This is a genomic window from Sphaerospermopsis sp. FACHB-1094, from assembly GCF_014696195.1.
GTDB lineage: Bacteria > Cyanobacteriota > Cyanobacteriia > Cyanobacteriales > Nostocaceae > Sphaerospermopsis > Sphaerospermopsis kisseleviana.
In genome coordinates this window covers 1-2,880 of sequence record NZ_JACJPT010000215.1, presented here as the reverse complement: position 1 = coordinate 2,880, position 2,880 = coordinate 1, and the positions used below count along the sequence as shown (strand labels likewise).

The window sequence follows — 2,880 nt, the reverse complement described above, 5'->3', positions numbered from 1 at the left end:
TGCTCCCTGCTCCCTGCTCCCTGCTCCCTGCTCCCTGCTCCCTGCTCCCTGCTTCCTACAGTCCTGCGTCGTCCATAGGTCTAGATTTGGCTTTTGCTTTGTTGGCGCTGCGTTTGAGGGCGGAAAGTCTGGCTTCATAGCGGGAACGCTGACGCTTACCGGGGGTGGTGTCAATTAAGGTTTTTAAGGCACTACCTAAACTCTTGTAGGCGTTGGGGAGACTATAACCAAAACGGGTGGCCAGGGCGATCGCTTTTTCGTCAGCATCAATTAATTCTTTTATTTGCTTTTCCCCATTATTTTTTTGATAGAGTCGCCAACCGGAAACACCACAAAGCGCCAACGCTAACACTAGCAGTAAGCCATCCTGTACCCATAATTCACCTACAGCACCACCTAAACCAATAGCCAGTGCGGCCATTTCCCAACCATCTTTAGGAATGGTGTCATTTTGGATACGAGCAACTTCATGCCAAAACAGAAGATTACGCTGATCCATTGCTAAAGCATCCCATTTTACCAAGTCGATTTGAATTTCTACTTGATCTTTACCAATTTCTTCGCAACGGATCAGGGGTGGACTTACTTCGGTTGTTCCTTCCACTGTCACCCAGCTTTGTAATTCTGGTGGTAGCAAGCTTTTTAACCGCCGAAGTTCACTCATTTCCGCTTTAGCTGAGGAGGTTGTATAGGATGTCATAAAAATCCAGCCCTAAAAAATTTCTGTATATTAGTTAGGTTATCACTTTGGAGTTTGACACTCTCACTTTCAAGGCGAAGCCTGTGATAGCTATTTCAGCAATGATCCGCTTCACTCATTGGGAAAACTTCCCCGCTTTTTCCGAGCTTCCATTGCTTTTTCTAATAGATCCAGTAGTCCTGGGGCTTCTTCCTGAATACTGAGTAACAGTCTTTCCCCTAGTTCTATATTACCTGGATCTTCACCTGTGGCCATCACTTGTTTGAGTCGCGGTAAGGCGATGCTATCAACAACTTGAATTAACCCGCTTAGGCAACGGTGAAATTGTCTTTCGGTGAGTATGGAGTCTTCTAGGGGAAATTCTATAATGGCACGGATTTCGCCATCGGAGGGATCATATTCCCATTGCAGCATTTTGGTTTCCCAAGAAATGGCCAGCATTGTCTGGAGAATAGAAGCTTTATAAGGATGTTCTTTGACTCCTGCTAAAACTTGAGGGGCAAAAACTCGGAAAAATTTTCCGTCTTCATCCAACTGCACGACTATGAGAAAATCGTCTAGATGATCAGCTTCTACACCTGTGATAATTCTGTCTTCTGCTTCATCAAAGCGGTATTCCCAGCCAAGGTTATCTAAGTAATTGGCTATTTGTTTCAGATTAGCTCCCATAAAAGCCTCATAAGGAACGGTGGAGCGACTGTCACCACACCTAGTTTAACCTGCTATGGGCATTGAATTTACTTGTGTAGTGAGTTGTCCTCAAGGTGTATTCTATTCTTTGGTAGATACATTCTTATTACAGCAGGAGATCAAGGAGTCAGGAGATCAAAAAGTCAGGAGTAAAACTCTGTTTCTGTCTAGGAGTTAGTAGGTTCAATTGAGATTTTGTACCTTATTGATATGCAATCTGCTGTAAACACATTTATTTATTTTAAGTTATGCTTGTACGTAAATTAGCTTTTTTGCTGGCGATCGCTCCTTTCATTTTTACTATTGCTGGTTGTGAGGGTGATTCAGGTACAACGGAAAATACAGCCACTAACACTGTACAACAAGTAACTCGCAATATTGCTGGTAAAGTTAAAACCAGTGGACAGCTAATTTGTGGTGTTAGTGGTGAGTTACCGGGTTTTAGTTTTGTGGGAACTGAGGGTCAATATAATGGGATTGATGTGGATATTTGTCGCGCTGTAGCTGCGGCTTTGTTTGACAATCCTGATGCTGTAGAATATCGTAACTTAAATGCTAAAGAAAGATTTACAGCTTTGCAAACTGGTGAAGTAGATTTATTAAGCCGCAATACTAGCTGGACGTTAAGCCGTGATACTTCAGTGGGTTTAAATTTTGCCCCTGTGGTTTTTTACGATGGTCAAGCTATTATGGTTCGCAAAAATAGCGGTATCAAGTCTTTAGCAGATTTAAAAGATAAAGCAATTTGCGCCCAAACTGGTACAACTACTGAACAAAATTTAGCGGATCAAATGCGAAAACGAAGCATTAGTTATAAACCCGTTGTTTTTGAAGATATTAATATTACTTTTGCCACTTATGCAGAAGGGCGTTGTGATGGAGTGACTGCGGATCGTTCAGCTTTGGTTTCTCGACGCACAACTTTACCCAAACCTGATGATAATATCATTCTCGATGATTTGCTATCTTCTGAACCTTTAGCGCCAGCAGTTGCTCAAGGTGATCCCCAATGGAATAATGTAGTTAAATGGGTAGTTTATAGTTTAATAAAAGCCGAAGAATTAGGAATTAATTCCCAAAATATAGGACAATTTGCTAATAGCAATGATCCAGAAATTAGGCGTTTTTTAGGAACAGAAGGAAATTTAGGTGAAGGAATTGGTTTAACTAATGATTTTGCAGCCAGAATAGTTAAGCACGTTGGTAACTATGGCGAAATTTATGATCGCAACCTGGGTACAAACACAAAACTCAATCTTCCCCGTGGTCAAAATCAACTTTACACCAAAGGAGGTTTACTCTATTCTCCTCCATTTCGGTGATTGGTGATTGGTGATTGGTGATTGGTGATTGGTGATTGGTGATTGGTGATTGGTGATTGGTGATTGGGGACTGGTGACTGGTGACTGGTGACTGGGGACTGGGGACTGGGGACTGGTGACTGGTGACTGGGGACTGGGGACTGGTGACTGGGGACTGGTGACTGGTGA

Annotated in this window: 3 protein-coding genes and 1 pseudogene; 1 reads left to right on the top strand and 3 read right to left on the bottom strand. The window is 42.5% G+C overall.

All coding sequences use genetic code 11. The features are described 5' to 3' along the window. Positions 1-55 precede the first annotated feature (55 nt). Both H6F47_RS27135 and H6F47_RS27130 read right to left on the bottom strand, forming a co-directional pair. Positions 56-700, bottom strand: coding sequence for a DUF3318 domain-containing protein (locus H6F47_RS27135; RefSeq protein WP_096569482.1), 645 nt, complete (start codon positions 698-700; stop codon positions 56-58). A gap of 111 nt (positions 701-811) precedes the next feature. Continuing rightward, positions 812-1,369, bottom strand: coding sequence for a hypothetical protein (locus H6F47_RS27130; RefSeq protein WP_096569485.1), 558 nt, complete (start codon positions 1,367-1,369; stop codon positions 812-814). 269 nt (positions 1,370-1,638) lie between these two features. On the opposite strand from H6F47_RS27130, the gene H6F47_RS27125 reads away from it, so the two are divergent. Further along, positions 1,639-2,712, top strand: coding sequence for an amino acid ABC transporter substrate-binding protein (locus tag H6F47_RS27125; protein WP_137669425.1), 1,074 nt, complete (start codon positions 1,639-1,641; stop codon positions 2,710-2,712). Here H6F47_RS27125 and H6F47_RS27120 read toward each other — a convergent pair. Then, a pseudogene (locus H6F47_RS27120) lies at positions 2,691-2,880 on the bottom strand (hypothetical protein); the annotation flags it as partial. The gene H6F47_RS27125 and the pseudogene H6F47_RS27120 overlap by 22 nt on opposite strands.